The organism is Fibrella aquatica (assembly GCF_041321135.1).
Taxonomy (GTDB): domain Bacteria; phylum Bacteroidota; class Bacteroidia; order Cytophagales; family Spirosomataceae; genus Fibrella; species Fibrella aquatica.
The window spans coordinates 726,453-744,620 of the sequence record NZ_JBGGWF010000002.1 but is presented as its reverse complement, the minus strand read 5'-3'; the positions used below and the strand labels follow the sequence as shown (position 1 = coordinate 744,620).

Genomic DNA, 18,168 nt, shown 5'->3' with positions numbered 1-18,168 from the left:
CAACTACATGTTAGACTGAATGATTTTTTGTCATCCCGACGTAAGGAGGGATCGTGGCGTTCCTTCTGAGCGCGCCTGACTCTTTCAACCGGAACGCCACGATCCCTCATTCTTCGGGATGACAAAAAATACACTCCATCACAAACACTTCCCCATGAATCGCTTCTCATCTTCACTAGTTTACACCCTCACACTTGCCAGCCTCTTCGCCGGTTGTTCGCCGAAAACGACACCAGCCAAGTCAGCTATCCGGGCAACCGAACGGTTCAGGTACGTGGCTGGCCAACATCCACTCATTTCCGTACACCGAGGTGGGGGTGATCTGCGGGGCTTTCCCGAAAACTGCATCGAATCGTTTGACTACGTGACCGGACAAATTGAACGCCCAGACGCACCAGCCGTCATCGAATGCGATATCGACTTGACCAAAGACAGCGTGCTGGTGATGATGCACGACGCTACCCTCGACCGCACTACGACCGGAACGGGTAAACTCATCGAACGTACCTACGCCGAGGTGCAGCAGGTGAAGCTGGAAGATAATCAGGGCAACCCAACCGCGTTCCGGGTGCCTACTTTGGAAGAAACGCTGAACTGGGGTCGGAAACGTGGGGCGATGTTTACGCTCGATGTAAAGCGGAATGTGTCCTTTGCGAAGGTGGTCGAACACGTACGGAAGACGAAGACGCAAAACAACGTCGCCATCATTACTTACAATGCCAAAGACGCCGCACTGGTGAACAAACTGGCCCCCGAACTGATGATCTCCGTGACAATTCGGAATGAGGCTGAATACAATCAACTGCACGAACTGAACATTCCCGATAACCGGATGTTTGCCTTTGTCGGCGTGAAAGCACCCGAGCCCAGCCTTTACACCTTCCTGCACGCCAAGGGCATCGCCACGATTCTAGGTACGTTAGGTAACCTCGATAAACAGGCCGCCGCTAAAGGGGATAATCTGTACAACGAATGGGTTACTGCCGGTGCCGATATGCTCTCTACAGACCGTCCACTGGAAGTAGCTCGTGCGTTGAAATAAATCGTGGGACGGTGAACCGGAACAGACTCATTTATAGTGGCCTGACTGCGGGTGTTTTGGTGTTAGGATTAGCATCAAGGCAATTCGGCATGTACCTGCCTTCGTTTATTAATGCCTACATAGGCGACACACTTTGGGCGTTAATGGTCTTCTTCGGGATTGCGCTCGTGTTCAATCGGCAGCCAACGCGGCGGGTTGCTCTACTGGCGTTGCTTTTCTCCTTCAGCATTGAATTCAGCCAACTTTACCATGCGCCGTGGATCGATTCGGTACGGTCAACCCGTTTAGGCGGTCTGGTGCTAGGCTTCGGCTTTCTGTGGACCGATCTGATCTGCTACAGCGTTGGTATTATGATTGGTGCGTGGGTTGATTATCGGCTGACTAGACAAGCAAAGTGTTGATTAGGTGAATGTCAACTTTGACTATATTATTGCTGACGCGCGTCCCTTCGACAGGCTCAAGGTTTTCACCCTGAGCCTGTCGAAGGGACGCGCGTCAGCAATAATATAGATCGCGAAGGAAATTACTGCGACACCACGATCACAGGCGCTACTTGCTCAGGGTCATTATCAGGAGAGGCTTTCTTCGGGCCACGACGTGATGGGCGTTTCATTGAGACTTCATACAAATCGGTGCGGCGATCTTTCAGATTTTGCACAGAACCGTATTCGTGCAGCTCTTTCAGCAACGACACATCGACGTCAGCGAAGAGGACCATCTCGGTGTTTGTCGTTGCTTCGGCTTTGATCGCGTTGTTGGGAAACTGGAAATCTGACGGCGTAAACACTGCCGATTGGGCGTAGTGAATATCGGTGTTGGGTACGTTCGGCAGGTTGCCCACACAGCCGGAAATGGCTACGTAACACTCGTTTTCAATGGCCCGCGCCTGGGCGCAGTTCCGCACCCGATAATAACCATTCTGTGTATCGGTCAGAAAGGGGACGAAGATGATTTGTGCACCCTGAGCGGCTAAGGCCCGGCCTAGTTCGGGAAATTCAACGTCGTAGCAGATCATCATCCCGATTTTACCGCAGTCGGTATCGTAGGTTTTAACCTCGTAGCCACCCACCATACCATAGAATTTTACCTCGTTGGGTGTGATGTGAATTTTTCGGTATTCTTCAAACGACCCATCGCGGCGGCAGAGGTAGGATACGTTGTAGAGTTTACCATCGTCCATCAGCGGCATGGAGCCGGCAATGATATTCACATTGTAGGAAATGGCGAACGAGCACATTTTCTCGCGCACCTCATCCGTGTATTTCGACAGTTCGCGAATGGCCTGTGGTTCGGGCATATCCTTAAACTGAGCCATCAGCGGCGTGTTAAAAAACTCGGGCAACACCAGAAAATCAGCCTTGTAATCAGACACCACATCGGTGAAAAACTCGACCTGATCGAAGAATGATTTGATGTCGGGGAAATGCCGCATCTGCCACTGCACCACACCCAGTCGGATAATAGAGTCGGTATGCGGCTTACGGTCTTTTTCGGCAACGTAATAAATGTTGTTCCACTCCAGCAACGTTGCGTATTCCTTCGATTCGGTGTCGCCGGGCAAATAACCGCGCAGGACTTTCTTGACGTGGAAATCGTTTGATAGCTGAAACGAAAGCGTAGGGTCGTAAATGTCTTTTTGCTTTACCCGGGTAATGAACTCGCGTGGCGACAGTTCATCCGAATATTTCCGGTAATTGGGAATCCGGCCACCGGCCAGAATGCCTTTAATGTTTAACTGTTCACACAGTTCCTTGCGCGCGTCGTAGAGGCGGCGGCCTAACCGCAGGTCGCGATAGTCGGGGTGCACAAAGACTTCAATGCCATAAAGCCAGTCGCCCTTATTGGTATGGGTATCGAAGGTGTATTCACCGGTGATTTCCTCGAAGGTATGGCTGTCGCCAAAGTCAGCGTATTTAACCCGGATAGCCAGCGCACAGGCCACTACTTTATCATCGACTTCCACGCAGAACTGCCCGTCAGGGAAAATATTGACCAGTTTATCAATCAGGTTTTTCTCCCAATAATCGCCACCGATGCCACTGTACGACTCGATCATAGCCTCTTTCAGATCGGCGTAGTCACTTTTTTTGAGATTCCTGCTTACAATGCGCATGGGTAATGGAGTAGGTGAAGTTTCTTCTTTTTAAACCAACAAGCGGCACGGTTGGCTTGGTTTCGGAGTACTAAAAATAGAATAGACTTCGTGTAGACCCAAAACATTGCAATTTGCCTAACGTACCTACGCTGTGATCTACGATCAAAAAAGTAAACGGGCAGTTCAAAACAATCCGGCCTATCTGATTAGTTGTAGAGGCATACGTTGAACACCAAACGTTAAACGTCAAACCAAAACTATGGCACAAGCAAAACGCAGAGCATCGGCCACCTGGTCGGGAAGCCTGCAAGAAGGGACTGGCACATTATCGGCCACCGGCGGCGTATTGAACAGCACGCCTTTTTCATTCAAAACTCGTTTTCAGAGTGAAGATGGTAGCGCGGGTACAAACCCCGAAGAGCTGTTAGCTGCTGCTCACGCCGGCTGTTTCACTATGGCTACTGGTGCCACAATGGGTCAGCAGGGTTTCACGCCCACCAACCTGGAAACGAAAGCCGTATTGACGATGGACATGGATACACTGACCATCACTGCCGTTGACCTGGTGCTGACCGGCAGCGTACCCGGCATCGATCAGGCTAAATTTGAAGAGATCGCCAATGATGCCAAGAAAAACTGCATCATCTCCCGCGCGCTTTCGCCCGATATCACACTGACGCTGACCGCTACGCTGGTGTAGTAATACGATCACGTCTCTTCGTTTTGGGCTGTAGGTTACTGTCGCGTGGCCCTTCGACAGCAACCCACAGCCCAAAACGAAAAGACTCGCGTACCTGAAAAAGTTTACCCGCTCAACGGCTTGTTGTGGCGGGTATTTTTTTGCCGAAACGTACCTAGATTTGCATCATTCATCGAAAAACTATGAACGATCTGGTTAATTACTCTATTCCGGCCTTTGTGGTATTAATCGCAGCGGAAGTGGGAATCACGGCCTGGCAACAACGCGACCATTACGAAACAAAAGACAGCGCCAGTAGCATTACGATGGGCATTGGCAGTGTGATCGTCGGTTTCGTGGGAAAGGCCTTTGCCCTGGCTGCTTATACACTGGTGTATCAATTTCGACTGTTCACCATCGATATGGCGGAGGTATGGCCGTGGGTGGTCTTATTCTTCGCCGAAGATTTCAGCTACTACTGGTTCCACCGAATTAGCCACGGAAGCCGCTGGTTCTGGGCGTCGCATGTGGTGCATCACTCCTCGCAGAAGTATAACCTCAGCACAGCCGTTCGCCAGACCTGGACAGGTACGTTGACAGGCTCATTCATTTTCTGGCTTTGGCTGCCCTTGCTGGGCTTTGCACCACTCGCCATCATGACTATGCAGTCAATTAGCCTGCTGTATCAATTCTGGATTCACACGGAATTGATCAAACGCTTGCCTGCACCCATTGAGTGGCTGTTCAATACCCCGTCGCACCACCGTGTTCACCACGGCTCTGACCTGGTGTATCTGGATAAAAACCACGCGGGCGTACTCATCATCTGGGATCGCCTGTTCGGCACCTTCCAGCCGGAAATGCACCGACCCACTTACGGCCTCACCAAAAATGTAGGCTCTTACAACCCAATCCGAATCGCGTTCCACGAGTGGGACGAAATAGCCAGGGATCTTCGTCATGCCGGTTCATTTCGCAACGCCCTCGGTTACCTTTTCGGTCCCCCCGGCTGGAGCCACGACGGATCTAGGAAAACGACTAAACAATTAAGAATTAAGAATTATGAATGAAGAATGGCGCCGCTACAGCCGAAGATGTTATGCAAGCAGCGCCATTCTTCATTCATAATTCTTAATTCCTAATTCATTTTTCCTACCTTTGCGGCTGTAAAATAAATTTGTAAACAAAAAGCTGTCTGACGATGTATTTACCATCTGAAAAAAAACAGGAAATTTTCGCTACGCAGGGTGCCCAAAAAACTCCGGGGGACACTGGGTCAGCAGAATCTCAGATTGCGTTGTTTACGTACCGGATTTCTCATTTGACTGAGCACCTTAAGGCGCACAAGCATGATTACAGCACCCGTCAGGGATTGCTGAAACTGGTAGGTAAGCGTCGCAGCATGTTGGATTATCTCCAACGTAAAGATATCAACCGCTATCGGGCCGTATTGGTCGCCCTTGGCATCCGTAAGTAAGCGGACAGGTTGTCAAAAAACAGGGAACTCGTCACCGAGTTCCCTGTTTTTCTTATGTACCCATTCATTGATTTGATCGTCTAAGTAGTAGTTGACAAATTTTCGCCGACTGGTGCCCCCGTCAACTACCCGTAGCACGTACTAAAGAAGTCCCAGAAGCAGGTTGCTTTGGCAGTGAGGCTGCTTAGTGAAGGTGATAGACCTTCCGCTTACTAAAACCGGGTTGTCTGGTAATTTCTTTTTTGTGGTGAAAGCGGTAGGAGTGAATCCAAGTGATGTTTTAAAGCTGTTGTAGCGAGAATCTAAATCTGTTGTATGTTTCAAGTCACCACGCAAACGGTTGCGCTTCCCGATGGTCGGGAAATTACCATTGAAACCGGCAAATTGGCCCGTCAGGCCGACGGAGCCGTTGTTGTCCGGTTGGGCGACACCATGTTGCTGGCTACTGTTGTAGCAAGTAAAGATGCCCGCGAAGGCATCGACTTCCTTCCCCTTTCGGTTGATTACCAGGAAAAATTCGCATCAGCGGGTCGTATTCCGGGTAGTTTCCAACGTCGCGAAGGCCGGTTGTCAGATTACGAAATTTTGATCTCCCGTTTGGTCGACCGCGCTCTGCGGCCCACCTTCCCCGAAGACTTCCACGGCGATACGCAGGTAATGATTACCCTGATCTCGGCCGACCCTGAAGTGCTGCCCGATCAATTGGCTGCTTTGGCTGCTTCGGCTGCCCTAGCCGTGTCGGATATTCCTTTTAACGGTCCGATTTCTGAAGTCCGCGTTGCTAAAATCGACGGACAATATAAAGTGAACCCGCTCGCTTCTGAATTGGAGCGCGCCACCCTAGACCTGATCGTAGCGGCCAACGCCAACGATATCAACATGGTGGAAGGTGAAATGAAAGAGTGCCAGGAAGCTGAAGTCGTAGAGGCGCTGAAAATTGCTCACGACGTCATCAAGGCGCAGTGTGCTGCTCAGAAAGAACTCGAAGCGAAAGTTGGCAAAACCGAGAAACGTACCTACAACCACGAAACGCACGACGAAGAACTTCGGAAAGCGGTTCACGCGGCTACCTATGATAAGGTTTACGAAGTAGCGCTGAAAGGTCAGGCGAGTAAGAAAGCGCGTTCTGAAGGGTTTAAAGCTGTTCGTGAAGAGTTCATCGCATCGTTACCTGAAGATTCGGGGGTGAACGTCTCACTCGTGAAAACATACTTCAGTGATGTGGTCTGGGAAGCTTCACGGAATCTGGTATTGAACGAACGCTATCGCCTCGATAGCCGTAAGCTCGATGAGATTCGGCCCATCCAGTGCGAAGTCGATTACCTGCCTCGTGCCCACGGTTCAGCCGTATTTACGCGCGGTGAAACGCAATCGATGACAACCGTTACGTTGGGTACCAAACTCGATGAGCAAATTGTTGATCAGGCGCTGACGCAGGGTTACAACAAATTCCTGTTGCACTATAACTTCCCCGGTTTCTCAACGGGTGAAGTAAAACCAAACCGGGGCGCCAGCCGTCGCGAAATTGGTCATGGTAACCTGGCTCACCGTGCGCTGAAAGGCATGCTGCCCGAAGGTGCCGACAACCCATACACGATCCGTATCGTGTCTGATATCCTGGAATCGAATGGTTCGTCGTCAATGGCAACGGTTTGCGCAGGTACGTTGGCTCTGATGGATGCCGGTATCAAAATCAAAGCACCCGTAGCTGGTATTGCTATGGGTCTGATCTCTGACGAAGCGACGGGCAAATACGCCGTTCTGTCTGACATCCTGGGCGATGAAGATCACCTCGGCGACATGGACTTTAAAGTAACGGGTACGGAGAAAGGCATCACGGCTGTTCAAATGGACATGAAGGTGAATGGCCTGTCGTACGAAATTCTGACCGAAGCCCTAAATCAGGCGCGTGCGGGTCGGTTGCATATCCTGGGTGAAATGAAGAAAGGGCTGGAGGCTGTGAAGCCCGACCTGAAGCCATTCGCACCACGGGCCTACGTAATCAAGATTGCGCAGGATCAGATTGGCTCGGTAATCGGGCCCGGCGGTAAAGTTGTTCAGGAAATTCAGCGCGAATCTGGGGCTACGGTCAACATCGAAGAGCGTGAAGGATCGGGCTTCGTTAGCATTTATGCTACGAATAAAGAGAGCATGGATAAGGCAGTGAGCCGCGTTAAAGGCATCACGGCAACGGCTGAAGTGGGCGAAATATATGACGGCAAAGTGAAGACTGTTCAACCATTTGGTGCCTTCGTGGAATTCCTGCCGGGTAAAGATGGTCTACTCCACATCTCAGAAGTGAAGTGGGAGCGTCTCGAAACAATGGATGGTGTGTTCCAGGTTGGTGAAGTTGTTCGCGTTAAGTTAGTTGAGATTGACAAGAAGACGGGAAAATACCGTTTATCTCGTAAGGCTCTATTACCGAGGCCAGAGAACAATACTAAAGCATAGGTTGTTGACCAATTAAGCAATATGCCCGCATACCGGTAGCAATGCCGGTATGACACCATCCTCAGCAGATACATGAGACAGCTAAAAATTTCTAAACAGATTACCAACCGCGAAAGTCAGTCACTGGATAAGTACCTCCAGGAGATTGGTAAGGTTGACCTGCTGACGCCCGACGAGGAAGTAACCCTTGCCCAGAAAATCCGGGAAGGAGACCAACTATCGTTGGAACGATTAACAAAGGCCAACCTCCGCTTCGTGGTATCGGTTGCCAAGCAATACCAAAACCAGGGTCTCTCCCTGGGCGATTTGATCAACGAGGGTAACCTGGGTTTGATCAAGGCCGCTCAGCGCTTTGACGAGACGCGTGGCTTTAAATTTATTTCGTACGCCGTTTGGTGGATTCGCCAGTCGATTTTGCAGGCCTTGGCCGAGCAGTCTCGTATTGTTCGTCTGCCCCTCAACCGGGTAGGCTCGCTCAATAAAATCTCGAAGACTTTCTCTGATTTGGAGCAGAAATTCGAGCGTGAACCCTCACCGGAAGAACTGGCCGCCGTACTGGAGATTTCTGCCGCCGAGGTGGTAGATACCCTCAAGATTTCGGGCCGTCACGTATCGATGGATGCGCCATTTGTACAGGGTGAAGAAAACAGCCTGCTCGACGTACTGGAAAACGACGGTGAAGATAAGCCTGACTCAGGCCTGATTAACGATTCGCTCCGCAAGGAAGTGCAACGCGCCCTCTCGACGCTGACTCAGCGCGAAGCCGACGTGATTACACTCTATTTCGGCCTGAACGGTGAGCATGCCATGACGCTGGAAGAGATTGGCGAGAAGTTCAACCTTACCCGCGAACGCGTTCGTCAGATCAAGGAGAAAGCCATTCGCCGCCTCCGTCATACCTCACGCTCAAAAGCGTTGAAGACGTACCTCGGTTAGGATTGGTAGTACGTAAACAGATTAAGAAAAGCTCGCTTCGGCGGGCTTTTTTTGTGGGTACGTTTACATTACCTATGTTTGACTAATACTGAGAGGAATGCCGAGATAAGTCTAAACCTTGCCGCGCTACGATGTCACAACTTGAAACGATACGAGAAACGCTGAAACAACTCAGACATGAGTTGGGCAGTAAATACCCTATCCAGTCAATGGGACTGTTTGGCTCGGTAGTGCGTGACGATTTTAGGCCTGAAAGCGACATCGATATTATCGTTGAATTTAACGCACCCATCGGTATAGGGTTTATAGAATTGGCTGATTTCCTGGAAAGCAGGCTTGGAAAACCCGTTGACTTGGTGTCAAAAAAAGGGATGAAGCCCACTTATTATAAAGCCATCGAAGCCGAGATTATCTATGTCTAAGCGTGATCCCAAACTGCTGGTAACTGATATGATCGACAGCGGTGAGAAGATTATTCGATACTGTAAGGGGTTGACTTATGAGCTGTTTCTTGATGATGATAAAACAATTGACGCCGTCATTAGAAATTTCGAGATAATTGGAGAAGCTGCAAATCGTCTGCCAGACGAGTTCAAAGATCAATACCCGGATGTCGACTGGCATAAAATACGTGGCTTCAGAAATCGAATTGTTCACGATTATATGGGTATTGATTATTCAATCGTTTGGGAAATCAAAACAGAGTTTCTTCCCGCGTTGCTTACGTTGCTTCAACCAATATCCAGATAACGCTAGTCAGAAGGGATTGGGACGTACCTGAACGACGTACAAACAGATTAAGGAAAGCTCGCTTCGGCGGGCTTTTTTTGTGAGTTGGTTGGAAGAAAGCAATTGTGGAGCAAGATTCGCGCATAGACTAAAACAGGAATGATTCAATTTACTCGACTTGACCATGTACTGGTTGCCATACCAGAGCAGAAAACGGAGGAAGCGCGGGCTTTTTATTCAGAAGTACTGGGGTTGACTGAGATTCCTGGGGAGCATCCTGGTGGCGCCATCTGGTTCGAAATCGCTGATATCCAATTGCATCTGCGCGAAGAGGCGGGCGGCATTTTTTCGTTACGGCACCCTGCGTTTGAAGTGCTCGACCTGAGTGGTGCCCGGCAGGAATTAGCGGCCAAAGGGGTAGAAATCACTTATTCGTCAGTTATTGAAGGACGCGACCGGTTCTTTATTCGCGATCCGTTCGGTAACCGCATAGAATTTATCGAATTCACCCAAAAGTAACCCCCATGACAATCCGTATTGGAGCCTTTGCGCTCATCTCGTTACTGATCTTCGGTTGTAAGCAGGCCTCACCTTCCTTGATTGGTACGTGGGAACTGGTCAGTGCAAGCAGTACAGAAAATGGCAAAACAACATCTACGTTTGACCCAAAGCGGAAAATGATCAAGATTATTAACGCCAGCCATTTCGCATTTCTCAACCACGATATGGGCACAGCTGCCGATTCAACAGCAGCCCCATTCAGTGCCGGTGGTGGAAAATATACGCTGACCAATGACCAGTACACTGAATACCTGGAATACTTCGGCGATAAACGGTGGGAGGGTAACAAGTTCGACTTCACCGTGACGTTCGTCGACGATACGCTGATTCAGCGGGGTGTCGAAAAAGTAGAAAAAGCAGGTATTGACCACATCATTATCGAAAAATACAAACGCGTAAACTAATCTCGCTACTTATTCAAAAAATTAAATTGGAGAAGCACTAGCCTGGAGGATCAATTTACGCGTTCGGGGTGCCGTGGATAGCCTGCTTATGATTAGCTCATTGTAAGGTTACCGAACGGGTTACCTCGACGGGCGCGATGGCCTCGATTTTGACGTCGCGCGTGATCATCTCAAGGCCATTCGAAATTTTCAGTACATACTGATTAGAGGGCAGACGGCTTAGATCAAGGTCTAGTCGAATCAACTCTTCATCAGCGTATAACGTGCGAGTGTAGCAGACCGATCCTCTGCGGTCCATTAACTGAATATAGACCTGACCACCCAATTGTTTGTCTACATTCACGCGCAGTTTGCCACTGCCGGTGATCATAATGCCGGCTTCGAAGTGGACGAGTTTAGTAGGCTGATTACGTCTGCCCTGCCGGATGGGACCGGCCACGGAGGCAATGCTGATGGCGATGATCAGCACGACAGAAACGAAAAAGGAGTGCATAGCAGTAAAACCGATTGAAAGTTAGGAGATAGCCTGCATACTGTTTTTAGCAGGTAGCCTAAGGATGGGAGATCGGTCTATAGAGTTGCTTGTCTTTAAATAAATGATTGAAAATTTGAGCTAACTATACACGCTATGCACCTACTAACAGCGCTTCTGATTGGCTTAGTAGCCGTTGAACATTTGTACATCTTGTGGTTTGAAATGTTTGCCTGGGAGACCCGGGGTAAAGCGATTTTCAAGGGAGCCATGCCCGCTGATTTGTTCAAACCAACCAAAAAAATGGCGGCTAATCAGGGATTGTACAACGGTTTTCTGGCTGCTGGCCTGCTTTGGACGTTCTTCATTACTGACCCTATCTGGAAAGCAAACGTGGCCATCTTCTTTCTGAGCTGTGTCATAATTGCCGGGATCTACGGCGCGCTAACCGCATCCCGAAAAATCTTTTTCGTACAGGCATTACCTGCCATCATCGCCCTGATAATGTTGCTGATTTGGGGGGCGTAACCGTATGCAATGGCAAAAGAGTAATGGCTCCTGATCCTTGTCAGACAGTCAATATACTCCACTAAATAAGTTGCCTGAACAGCCGACTTGTCATACTAGTAGTTTGAATACCTACTAAAACTGATGAATATGGCTACTCAATCACACACTGCCAGCAGCGACACGAACGAACCAGACAATTCACTGGTCATTGACGAAAACACAACATTGGATGTGTTTATCGGTCCCAATAATTCAATAACCGAGCTGGCCGATACCCACGATTCCATGGATGGCGTTCAGGCGGAGACGATCGATATCACCAACGAAAAAGACGGCACCCATGTCGAGATCATCTCGCTTGAAGAGCCCTCGGCTGATGATCCCCGAATGGACGTTGTCGACAATTTTATTACCGTAGAAGGCATCGGGCCTGAAGTAGCGGCGCTGTTAATCGCTGGCGGAGTGCGTACGTTTAAACAGCTAGCCAATACCCCCGTCGATCAAATCCGGGCCATTCTGGCAGCTGCTGGTCTTCAGTTTCGCATTCATGATGCTACCGAATGGCCTGAGCGTGCCCGAAATATGCACCCATTGCCGCCCTCACGCCGGGCTATCAACGAGTAAAAAACCGTTTTAAGCGTTAAAGCATGTCTCCTCATACTTTACCTAGAAACCGGTTCAGGTACGTTGCGGTACGGCTCTCGGGTGACTTCGCTACGTCGCCCGGCGAACCAGCGACAACGACTCGCCCGCCTTGTTCACCTGCACCGGGCCCAATATCGATAACCCAATCGCTGCCGGCTACCACGCGCATGTCGTGTTCGACGACGATGACAGTATTACCTGCTTCAACCAGCCCATCAAGCTGAGTAACCAGCCTTTCCACATCGGCCGGGTGTAAACCGGTGGTGGGTTCATCTAATATGTACAGTGTGTTTCCGTGGCCTACGCGTTGTAATTCAGTCGCCAGTTTAATCCGTTGTGCCTCTCCACCCGACAATTCAGTAGCGGGTTGACCAAGTCGAAGATAGCCAAGCCCTACCTCGCGTAACACATGAAGTGACCGGCGTATCGTCGGTTCGCCGTCGAAGAAGGCATAGGCTTCGTCGACAGTCAGGCTCAATACATCAGCGATGTTTTTATGCTGATAAGTGACCTCTAGCGTTTGGGCGTTGTAGCGAGCGCCGTGACAAACGGGACAAGGCGTGTAAACGCTGGGCAAAAACAGGAGTTCAACCATCACAAAACCTTCGCCCTGGCATTTCTCGCAACGTCCTTTGGCCACGTTGAACGAGAAGCGACCAGCATCGTAGTGACGGGATTTTGCCAGTTTCGTCATCGAAAAAAGCTTACGAACGTGATCGAAAAGGCCCGTGTAAGTTGCCAAATTGGAGCGGGGGGTACGGCCGATAGGTTTCTGGTCTACCTGCACCAGTCGCTTTATCCGGTCCATGCCGGACTGGATAGTGCCGCCAAGCGTGACAGGTGCCACATCCTCAAGTGAGTTGGCTTCGTCCTCGTCAGGCAACTGACTTCCCAATGCATCGGAAACCAGTTCAACCAATACCTGACTGATGAGACTGGATTTGCCCGAGCCAGATACGCCTGTTACACTGGTTAACACGCCCAGAGGGAAGGCTACGTCTACATCCTGAAGGTTATTTCGGGTCACGCCCGTCAACTTAAGCCAACCTGTATTAGGGCGAGGAGTAGGCCTTTGGAATGGCTGATCATTGAAAAGGTAAGGCCGTGTTTTCGACTCCTTAACCTGCTTGAGTCCCTGGGGTGGACCGCTGTACAGAATCCGGCCGCCTAGTTCTCCGGCTTCCGGCCCCACATCGATGATCCAGTCGGCCTGCCTGATGACGTCTAGTTCATGTTCTACAACAAACAACGAGTTGCCAGCGGCTTTCAGACGGTTCAGGGCACGCAACAGTGCTTCGGTATCTGCCGGGTGAAGCCCTGCCGAGGGTTCATCCAGCACGTAAACCACGCCGAACAGGTTAGAACGTACCTGGGTTGCAAGCCGAAGTCGCTGATGCTCTCCCGGCGATAGCGTGGGCGTACTTCGCTCCAGCGACAGATAGCCCAGACCCAGATCGAGCAACACATCGAGACGAGCTACCAGATCGGTGGCTATGCGCTGGATTACCGCCACTTTCTCTGGCACACCAGTGGCCATGTCAGCCATTTTTCCGGTTAGCGGCCCGGCATATGGTTGCATGATCGCGGTCAGCTTATCCAGCGAAAGGCGAGATATTTCCGTGATGTCATACCCTTCGAACGTTACAGACAGCGACTCCTGACGCAACCGTTTGCCGCCACATAGCGGGCACTCGGCGCTGAGCATATAGCGCGATACTCGTTTTTTCATTAACGCACTACTGGTTGTCGCAAATGTTTGCTGAACATACCGGCGCGCACCCGTGAACGTACCCATGTAACTGGGCGTCAGCCTGCGCTCGATGGCCCGTTTTACGTCGTCGCGTTCCCAGCCCGAATACACCGGAACTATCGGCTGTTCGTCGGTGAAGAGAATCCAATCGCGGTCTTTTTGGGGCAGGTCACGCCAGGGGGTATCAATGTCGTAGCCCAGTGTAATCAGAATCTCGCGCAGGTTTTGTCCGTGCCAGGCAGTTGGCCAAGCCGCAATAGCCCGCTCCCGAATCGATAGCGAATCGTCGGGTACCATGGTTTTTTCGGTGACTTCATACACGCGACCCAACCCATGGCATGTCGGGCAGGCTCCTTCGGGTGTATTGGCTGAGAAGGACTCGGCATACAGAATAGACTGACCGGCCGGGTAGTCGCCTGCCCGGGAGTAAAGCATCCGCAGCAAATTCGACAGGGTAGTCACGCTACCCACAGACGAGCGCGTGGTGGGTGCGCCCCGTTGTTGCTGAAGCGCCACCGCCGGGGGTAAACCATCGATCTCATCGACCTCGGGTACGGCCATTTGATTGAATAACCGGCGGGCATAAGGCGAGACCGATTCGAGATAACGCCGCTGGGCTTCGGCGTACAACGTGCCGAAGGCCAGTGACGACTTACCGGAGCCTGAAACGCCGGTGAAGACGACAAGTGAATCGCGTGGAATGGAAAGCGATACGTTTTTGAGGTTATTTTCCCGTGCCCCCGATACACGGACTAATCCGGTGGGTAGAGCTGGGGTTGGTTGGTCTGAGTCGGTCTGCATGCTAAAAAGCTACTACCCAATCAACCCGGAATGACCCCCGTCCGCTTCCAATTGCCACGGATTATCCGGCTAAGGTTAGCCAATGGCCAGACTTGGGGCCATTGACAGGTACTTACACGAATTTCAGCGTGTCGAACTTTCGACCCAGAATGGCCGTGTCGTCTGCTTTGAGCCAATCGCGGAGGAGGGTGGCGTAGATGGTACGGAAATCGACGGTGTACTTCAAATCGCCCTCGTCCAAGCTGGTTAAGTTGGGAGCTTCGTTGAAAACTTTACTGGCGCTAGCTGATTGCAATCCGCCGCCAACCAGAAAAACGTTATTAGCTGTGCCGTGGTCGGTACCGTTGCTGGCATTCTGTTTCACCCGACGGCCAAACTCTGAAAAGGTCATCAGCAACACGTCATTCTGCCGGTTTGTGGCTTTCATGTCGCCCATGAACGCCTTCACCGCATCGGCGTATTGCCGCAACAGCCGTTCCTGCTGGTTCGGCTGATTAATGTGGGTGTCGAAGCCAGAGATAGAAATGTAATACACACTCGTGCTCACCCCCGATTGAATCAGTTCCGATACGGTTTTTAGTCGGCTACCCAGTTCACTAGTCGGGTACGTTCCTTTAGTGGTGTTCACCGGGCTGGCCGTTTTGGCTGATTTGTCATACACGTAAGCCGCCGACGAGACTGTTTCGGCCAGTGTTTTGTAGAGGTACGATACGTTGTTGTGCTCATCGTCGTGGCTTGCTTTGGCGAGCCCTTCAATCACGCCGCCCCGCGTCTGGTTATATAGTTTTTGCGGATTCAGCATGGCCAGCCCGTTCACGTGGCTTCCTTTCAGAGCGAGGCTCAGGGTGTCGTCGACCTCAACAGCGCGGTGCGGCTGACAGGCGGCGGCACCGGTGCAGTTGGCGTCCAGGTAGCGCCCAAGCCAGCCGGTATTCGTGTACTTGTCAGAATCACTGGCTGTTTGCCAGATGTCCATCGATCGAAAATGCGATCGGTCGGGGTTGGGGTAGCCAACATTGTTGATCACCGTGACCAGGCCGTCATCATACAGCGATTTTAACGACTCCAGCGCCGGATTAAAGCCTACTTCGTCGTTGAGGGTCAGAACTTTATCGCTGGGAATAGCCAGTGTGGGACGTTCCCGATAGTATATATCATTCCGGTAGGGGACAACGGTATTCAGCCCATCGTTACCGCCCGATAATTGGACGATCACCAGCGTTTTGCCCGTTGCCGGGGCCATGCCTAACTGATTTAGCTCGTAGGCCTTCAGAAAGTGCGGAATCAGCATGGTGCCGGCCGTGGTGAGGGCCGACTTCTTTAAAAATTGTCTGCGTAGCATACGGAGTGTCGGTTAAACTAGCAAAGTTGATACTCGGGCAGGGCCATGATGGCTGCTGTTAACAGGCGTACCTGATCGGTGTGGGAGCTGTTCGGCTTCAGCCGTTTCAGTATGGTAGCCCGTTGTGTGTTGCCCAGGGGCTGTTGTAACAGATGATGGGCCAGTTCGTCGGGTAGTTTTTCGGGGCTAACATCGGTGAAGGCAGCCTCGAACGTTTGCCAGTTGGCAGTGGACTGTATGGTTCCCCGGTTTCGGCGCGAAAGAATTTCGGTGTTTACGTCACCGTCATCTTTCGGTTTAATGGCGATCTGCCCTGCCTGCAACAGCAAATCGGGTAGCTTCATGCGGAACAACAGACTCGAACTGTCGATCCAGTTACGCCCACCCGGCCAGCCCGCCACGTTTGGCGGATAGAGCAGCACCTGACCCAACGTGCGCTGAATTAGAATGATCGACTGTTTCTGGTCGAACGTAAGCCCCAGTGTATGTTGCATTCCTGCCAGTAACTCGACTGGTGACTTGATGCGGTTTCCTACCACACTAGCGTCGTAGAACCAGTCGGCAGTAAAGATGTTTTCCAGCAGATCGCTGATGTCGTAGCCCTTGTTGTAGAATCGGTCGGCGAGGATAGCGATGCGGGCTTTGGCGGTAGCGTCGGTGGCTTGCTCGTCAACCAGGAACCGGTAGATCTTGGCGGTGACGAAGCGGGCGGTCTGTTTGCGTTCCAGCAACAGCCGAATCACGTCTTCGCCCGCAAACGTACCCGACTGACCAAAAATCGTTTTGGTGTCTTTATCGTGCTGATTTTGCCGGAAGATAAACTCACCCTCGGCGTTATAACCCCAGCCCGTAAAGGCACGGGCGGCATCTTTTACGTCGGCTTCCGTGTAGTTGATTGCCTCGCCGTCGGTGCGGCCGAGGGTAAATAACTCCATCACCTCGCGGGCGAAATTCTCGTTCGGTGCATTTTTACGATTCTGCTGATTGTTCAGAAACTGAAGCATAGCGGGCTCTTTCGATACCGCCATCAGTAACTCACCGAACGTACCCAGTGCATGTTTTCGAATCGTGTTCAGATACTGCTGAATGGCCACCGGGTTCAGCACACGACAGGCAAAATGACCATGCCAGAACAGCGCCATTTTTTCGCGCAACACATCCTGATCAGTGCCCATACGTTCGACCCACAGGACGTTCAGATCACGAATGTGTTCGGCATTTTCTTTCAAACGTTGTTTTAACATGTCGCGGTCGATCATGCCGGTACGCGCCATGCCCCGCAGGTTCTTCCGGTCAACGAGTTGGGTTGACTCGACCACAGTGAGGGGCGCAAACGGAACAGGGCTGTGCAAGAGGTCTTGAACCACTTTTTTGATGGCACGGCGGCTGTCACGCTGCACAAGGGCAGGCGTAGCGCCAAAACCGGCCCTCCAATACAGGTGCTGAAGTTGCTGTTGCTTACTGATCGCGTGCATAGAATTGGGGGTGAAAAGATAGACTAGCTACTCATAAAATGCCATCGGCGGCATAAACTTGCGCAAGGCAGCGTTTTTTTATAGAAATAGCGGAAAAAAGGTATCACAATTTAGTTGCTGAGCAGCCGCAAGTTGCCGCCTATACTTTGCATTAATAACGTAGAAGCCCAATCAACACGCATTCATTGGACGTACCTGAACTCATTGCCGGATTAAAGCAGGGGAGCCCTGAGGCCTTTCGCCAGTTGGTGGCTACCTACCAGAATCGGGTGTATAACACGGTACTGACCATTGTGCGCGATGCTGTGGAGGCCGAAGATGTGGCGCAGGAAGTATTTATTCAGGTTTTTGAATCGATTCATTCGTTTGGTGGCGACGGAAAACTAACCGCCTGGATTTATCGGATTGCAACGACCAAGGCGCTGGAAAGCTACCGGAAACGGCACGCCCGCAAGCGATTTGCTTTTTTCACCTCGTTGTTTTCATCCGATGGGGAAAATGGGTTGTCGGAGAAACTTCACCCGGTCGATTTTGTGCATCCGGGGGTGAAGTTGGAGCAGCAGGAGCGATCTCAGGTGCTTTTTGCGGCCATTGCGCGGTTGTCTGACCAGCAAAAAATTGCCTTTACGTTGCACAACATCGAAGGGCTGAGCTATCAGGAGATTACCGATGTGATGCAGGTTTCGCTGTCGTCGGTTGAATCGCTTATTCACCGGGCGAAAGCTAATTTGCGAAAATGGTTACGAACCTATTATGAACAGGATAATGCCTAACAGACGGGATGACTGCCCCGAATCAG

General features: G+C 51.2%; 19 protein-coding genes. 14 read left to right on the top strand and 5 right to left on the bottom strand.

Annotated elements, in window-relative coordinates; genetic code table 11:
* Positions 1-154 precede the first annotated feature (154 nt).
* Both ACAW87_RS06950 and ACAW87_RS06945 read left to right on the top strand, forming a co-directional pair.
* Complete coding sequence (locus ACAW87_RS06950; protein WP_370722525.1) at positions 155-1,042, top strand: glycerophosphodiester phosphodiesterase family protein; 888 nt, start codon at positions 155-157, stop codon at positions 1,040-1,042.
* A gap of 11 nt (positions 1,043-1,053) precedes the next feature.
* Entirely contained in the window at positions 1,054-1,443 is a 390-nt protein-coding gene (locus ACAW87_RS06945; RefSeq protein ID WP_370722523.1) for a ribosomal maturation YjgA family protein, read from the top strand.
* A 122-nt stretch (positions 1,444-1,565) separates the two neighbouring features.
* On the opposite strand, the gene ACAW87_RS06940 is transcribed toward ACAW87_RS06945, so the two are convergent.
* Positions 1,566-3,155 carry a GNAT family N-acetyltransferase gene (locus tag ACAW87_RS06940; protein WP_370722522.1) on the bottom strand — a complete coding sequence of 530 codons (1,590 nt, stop codon included), beginning with the start codon at positions 3,153-3,155 and terminating at the stop codon, positions 1,566-1,568.
* 241 nt (positions 3,156-3,396) lie between these two features.
* Here ACAW87_RS06940 and ACAW87_RS06935 point away from each other — a divergent pair, with 241 nt between their 5' ends.
* From ACAW87_RS06935 to ACAW87_RS06895, 9 genes are all read left to right on the top strand, one after another.
* Positions 3,397-3,837 carry an OsmC family peroxiredoxin gene (locus ACAW87_RS06935; RefSeq protein ID WP_370722520.1) on the top strand — a complete coding sequence of 147 codons (441 nt, stop codon included), beginning with the start codon at positions 3,397-3,399 and terminating at the stop codon, positions 3,835-3,837.
* Between the two features lie 182 nt (positions 3,838-4,019).
* Complete coding sequence (locus ACAW87_RS06930; protein ID WP_370722518.1) at positions 4,020-4,886, top strand: sterol desaturase family protein; 867 nt, start codon at positions 4,020-4,022, stop codon at positions 4,884-4,886.
* Between the two features lie 131 nt (positions 4,887-5,017).
* Entirely contained in the window at positions 5,018-5,293 is a 276-nt protein-coding gene (gene rpsO, locus ACAW87_RS06925) for a 30S ribosomal protein S15 (RefSeq protein WP_370722516.1), read from the top strand.
* A gap of 315 nt (positions 5,294-5,608) precedes the next feature.
* Positions 5,609-7,744 (top strand): polyribonucleotide nucleotidyltransferase, encoded by a 2,136-nt coding sequence (pnp, locus tag ACAW87_RS06920; RefSeq protein ID WP_370722514.1) that lies wholly within the window; start codon positions 5,609-5,611, stop codon positions 7,742-7,744.
* Between the two features lie 72 nt (positions 7,745-7,816).
* A complete protein-coding gene (locus ACAW87_RS06915; RefSeq protein WP_009282104.1) occupies positions 7,817-8,680 on the top strand; it encodes a sigma-70 family RNA polymerase sigma factor in 864 nt (287 codons plus the stop codon).
* A gap of 131 nt (positions 8,681-8,811) precedes the next feature.
* Positions 8,812-9,102 (top strand): nucleotidyltransferase family protein, encoded by a 291-nt coding sequence (locus tag ACAW87_RS06910; protein ID WP_370722511.1) that lies wholly within the window; start codon positions 8,812-8,814, stop codon positions 9,100-9,102.
* Complete coding sequence (locus ACAW87_RS06905) at positions 9,095-9,430, top strand: HepT-like ribonuclease domain-containing protein (protein ID WP_370722510.1); 336 nt, start codon at positions 9,095-9,097, stop codon at positions 9,428-9,430. Before ACAW87_RS06910 ends, ACAW87_RS06905 begins: the two co-directional genes overlap by 8 nt.
* A gap of 138 nt (positions 9,431-9,568) precedes the next feature.
* Positions 9,569-9,928, top strand: a complete 360-nt coding sequence (locus ACAW87_RS06900; RefSeq protein WP_370722509.1) for a VOC family protein — start codon at positions 9,569-9,571, stop codon at positions 9,926-9,928.
* 5 nt (positions 9,929-9,933) lie between these two features.
* The gene (locus ACAW87_RS06895; RefSeq protein ID WP_370722507.1) at positions 9,934-10,374 is read left to right on the top strand and encodes a DUF4488 domain-containing protein; all 441 of its coding nucleotides are present in this window, start codon (positions 9,934-9,936) and stop codon (positions 10,372-10,374) included.
* Between the two features lie 97 nt (positions 10,375-10,471).
* Here the strand turns inward: ACAW87_RS06895 and ACAW87_RS06890 are convergent, their stop codons facing one another.
* Entirely contained in the window at positions 10,472-10,867 is a 396-nt protein-coding gene (locus ACAW87_RS06890) for a hypothetical protein (RefSeq protein WP_370722506.1), read from the bottom strand.
* A 135-nt stretch (positions 10,868-11,002) separates the two neighbouring features.
* Between ACAW87_RS06890 and ACAW87_RS06885 the strand changes: the two genes are divergently transcribed.
* Together ACAW87_RS06885 and ACAW87_RS06880 are read left to right on the top strand one after the other, a co-directional pair.
* Complete coding sequence (locus ACAW87_RS06885) at positions 11,003-11,374, top strand: DUF1304 domain-containing protein (protein WP_370722504.1); 372 nt, start codon at positions 11,003-11,005, stop codon at positions 11,372-11,374.
* A 129-nt stretch (positions 11,375-11,503) separates the two neighbouring features.
* Entirely contained in the window at positions 11,504-11,980 is a 477-nt protein-coding gene (locus ACAW87_RS06880) for a helix-hairpin-helix domain-containing protein (protein ID WP_370722502.1), read from the top strand.
* A 31-nt stretch (positions 11,981-12,011) separates the two neighbouring features.
* On the opposite strand, the gene uvrA is transcribed toward ACAW87_RS06880, so the two are convergent.
* The 3 genes from uvrA to ACAW87_RS06865 all read right to left on the bottom strand — a co-directional run bounded on the left by uvrA (position 12,012) and on the right by ACAW87_RS06865 (position 17,369).
* Positions 12,012-14,552: an excinuclease ABC subunit UvrA gene (gene uvrA, locus ACAW87_RS06875; protein WP_370722501.1), complete on the bottom strand. Its 2,541-nt coding sequence runs from the start codon at positions 14,550-14,552 to the stop codon at positions 12,012-12,014.
* A 112-nt stretch (positions 14,553-14,664) separates the two neighbouring features.
* Positions 14,665-15,894, bottom strand: coding sequence for a DUF1501 domain-containing protein (locus ACAW87_RS06870; RefSeq protein ID WP_370722499.1), 1,230 nt, complete (start codon positions 15,892-15,894; stop codon positions 14,665-14,667).
* Between the two features lie 17 nt (positions 15,895-15,911).
* Entirely contained in the window at positions 15,912-17,369 is a 1,458-nt protein-coding gene (locus tag ACAW87_RS06865; RefSeq protein ID WP_370722496.1) for a DUF1800 domain-containing protein, read from the bottom strand.
* Between the two features lie 185 nt (positions 17,370-17,554).
* Between ACAW87_RS06865 and ACAW87_RS06860 the strand changes: the two genes are divergently transcribed.
* A complete protein-coding gene (locus ACAW87_RS06860) occupies positions 17,555-18,142 on the top strand; it encodes an RNA polymerase sigma factor (protein ID WP_370722494.1) in 588 nt (195 codons plus the stop codon).
* The last annotated feature ends 26 nt before the right edge of the window (positions 18,143-18,168 follow it).